Origin of the sequence: Corynebacterium sp. (assembly GCF_012837295.1) — a bacterium.
GTDB lineage: Bacteria > Actinomycetota > Actinomycetes > Mycobacteriales > Mycobacteriaceae > Corynebacterium.
Genome location: NZ_DURI01000148.1, coordinates 1 through 2,991 on the forward strand (window position 1 = coordinate 1; position 2,991 = coordinate 2,991).

The window sequence follows — 2,991 nt, forward strand, 5'->3', positions numbered from 1 at the left end:
ACCACCGCGACGGTGAGGATCGCCAGCGTCACCAGCACGGGATTCGCGCCCGCGCCGCCCCCTCCCCGGAAACGCCGAAGCGGCCGACGCGCGATTGCGCGGCGGCCGACGGCGGCGGATTCTGCGATCAATTGACGGTCAGGCCGGCCTCGTCGATGAGGGCGGCGGTCTCCTCGACCGTGCCGAGCTGCGACAGATCGACGTCGGGGACCTTCAGCGAATCCAGGGACGGGACGCCCTCAGGGCCCGCGACGCCCTCGACGAGCGGGTACTCGAAGGTCTCGTCGGCGAAGTACTTCTGGCCGGCGTCGGAAAGCAGGTACTCGATGAACTTCTTCGCGTCGTCCCGGTCCGCGGCACCGGTGAGGATGCCCGCGCCGGTGGCGTTGACCAGCCCGGCCAGGTCGCCGTCGGCGCCGAACTTCAGCTGGGCGCGCATGTTGTCGGCGCCCTGCTCGGCTGCCGCCGCGTACCAGTAGTAGTGGTTGATCAGGCCGATCTCGGCCTCGCCGGAGTTGACGGCCTCGAGGACGTCGCCGTTCTTCTCGTACGTCTTCGGCTCGTTGGCCGCGAGCTTCTCCAGCCACTCGCGGGTGGCGTCCTCGCCGTCGGTCACGCGCATCGCGGTGACGAAGGACAGGAAGGAGGCGTTGCCCGGGGCGACCGCGATCTTGCCCTTCCACTTCGGGTCGACCATCTCGGCGACGGTGGCCGGGGCGTCGGCCTCGTCCACGGCGTCCTTGTCGTAGGCCACCACGCGGGCGCGGCCGGTGACGCCGACCCACTTGCCGTCCTCGGAGGAGAACCCGGCGGGCACCTTCTCCATGAGGTCCTTCGGAACGTCGGCGAGCATGCCCTTGTCCTGCAGCAGGCCCAGCGCGCCGGCCTCCTGGGAGAAGAAGACGTGGGCCGGGGTGTTGTCGCCCTCGGTGAGCAGCAGCTGAGCCTGCTCGGCGGTCTTGCCGTAGCGGACCTCGGCGTCGACGCCGGTTTCCTTTTCGAAGTCCTCGATCAGCGGGGCGACCAGATCCTCGCTGCGGCCGGAATAGATGACCAGCGGGCCGTCGGCGGGCGACGAGCCCTGGCCGGCGGCGCCGTTGTCTTCGTCCGTGCCGCAGGCGACCAAGCCGGCGGCGAGACCGCAGACCGCGACTGCGGCGGCGGCCAGGCGCGTGGTGAAGCGCATCAATGAACCTCTTTTACGGTGTCGGTGGTGGATCAGCCTTGATCGCCGATCAACGAACGGACGTAAGGCTAACCTGGCCCACGGCGATCTGCCAAGGGTTACTTTTTGCAATCACACGCCCAGTATGGGCAATCCATCCCAGGGTACCCTGACCTCACCAAATGCCCCAAAACCATTGCCCTTCACGTGCAAAAATGCGGAAACCCCCGCCTTCCGCGGGGGAAGTCGGGGGTGGTCCGGTGCGGGAAGGCCTAGAGAATGTCGCCCGGTTTGTAGGCGGCCGCCTCCGGGTGCTCGTCGACGAGCGCGTTCACCCGGGCGACCACATGGTCGACTTGGGACTCCGCCGCGCCGATGAAAGCGTGGCGGTCGGCGAGGGCGGCGCGCAGGCCCTCCTCGTCGAGCGGGATGCGCGTGTCGGCGGCCAGGCGCTCGACCAACGACTGCTCCGCGCCCTTCTCGCGCATGTCCAGTGCGGAACCGACGGCGTGCTCCTTGATCACCTCGTGGGCCTCCTCGCGGCCGACGCCAGCGCGCACGCAGGCCATGAGCACCTTCGTGGAGGCCAGGAACGGCAGGTAGCGCTCCAGCTCACGGTCGATCATGGCCGGGAACGCGCCGAACTCGTCGAGGACGGTCAGGAACGTCTCGAACATGCCGTCCATGGCGAAGAACGCGTCCGGCAGCGCCACGCGGCGGACCACGGAGCAGGACACGTCGCCCTCGTTCCACTGGTTGCCGGCGAGCTCGGAGAGCATGGTCATGTAGCCGCGCAGGATGACCTGGAAGCCGGTGACGCGCTCGCAGGAGCGGGCGTTCATCTTGTGCGGCATCGCCGAAGAACCGACCTGGCCTTCCTTGAAGCCCTCGGTGACGATCTCGTTGCCCGCCATCAGCCGGATCGTGGTGGCCAGCGACGACGGACCGGCGCCCAGCTCGACCAGCGCGGACAGCGCGTCGAAATCGAGGGTGCGCGGGTAGACCTGGCCGACCGAGTCGAAGACGCGGGTGAAGCCGAGGCCCTCGGCGATCTCGGTCTCCAGCGAGGCCAGCGCGGCCTCGTCGCCGTCGAGGAGGTCGAGCATGTCCTGGGCGGTGCCCATCGGGCCCTTGATGCCGCGCAGCGGGTAGCGGTCGATGAGGTTCTCCACGCGCTCGATGCCCAGCAGCATCTCGTCGGCCGCCGAGGCGAAGCGCTTGCCCAGCGTGGTCGCCTGCGCGGCGACGTTGTGGGACCGGCCGGCCATGACCAGCGACTGGTACGCGGCGGCCTTCTCCGCGGTGCGGGCGACGACGGCGACGGCCTTGTCGCGCACCGCCTGCAGCGACTGGAGGATCTGCAGCTGCTCAACGTTTTCCGTCAGGTCGCGGCTGGTCATGCCCTTGTGGATGTGCTCGGTGCCGGCCAGCGCGCAGAACTCCTCGATGCGGGCCTTGACGTCGTGGCGCGTGACACGCTCGCGCTCGGCGATCGAATCCAGGTCGACCTGGTCGATGACGGCCTCGTACTTCTCGACGGTGCCCTCCGGCACCTCGATGCCGCGCGCCGCCTGCGCCTTCAGCACGGCGACCCACAGCCGCCGCTCCAGGATGATCTTGTGCTCGGGGCTCCACAGTTCCGCGAGTTCCGCGGACGCGTAGCGGTTTGCCAGGACGTTTGCGATCTTCTTCTTGTTGGCCACGAACCCAAGTATTCCACGTGGCCCGGATCGGGTGGCCCCGGGTTCGGATCACCCGATTCAGTTCACCCGGTCACCTCCGCGCGGCGAACTCCTCCAGCGCCTCGACGGGCCCGGCGGCGATGA

The 2,991-nt window shown here is 68.8% G+C and carries 2 protein-coding genes; both read right to left on the bottom strand.

Annotated elements, in window-relative coordinates:
- Positions 1–127: 127 nt before the first annotated feature.
- Complete coding sequence (locus GX015_RS05105) at positions 128–1,186, bottom strand: iron ABC transporter substrate-binding protein (protein WP_291343292.1); 1,059 nt, start codon at positions 1,184–1,186, stop codon at positions 128–130.
- 251 nt (positions 1,187–1,437) lie between these two features.
- A complete protein-coding gene (purB, locus tag GX015_RS05110; protein WP_291343294.1) occupies positions 1,438–2,868 on the bottom strand; it encodes an adenylosuccinate lyase in 1,431 nt (476 codons plus the stop codon).
- Positions 2,869–2,991 lie beyond the last annotated feature (123 nt).

Coding starts and splice junctions, on each gene's coding strand:
- GX015_RS05105 (WP_291343292.1), bottom strand. CDS start 1,186: ATGCGCTTCACCACGCGCCTGGCCGCCGCCGCAGTCGCGGTCTGCGGT.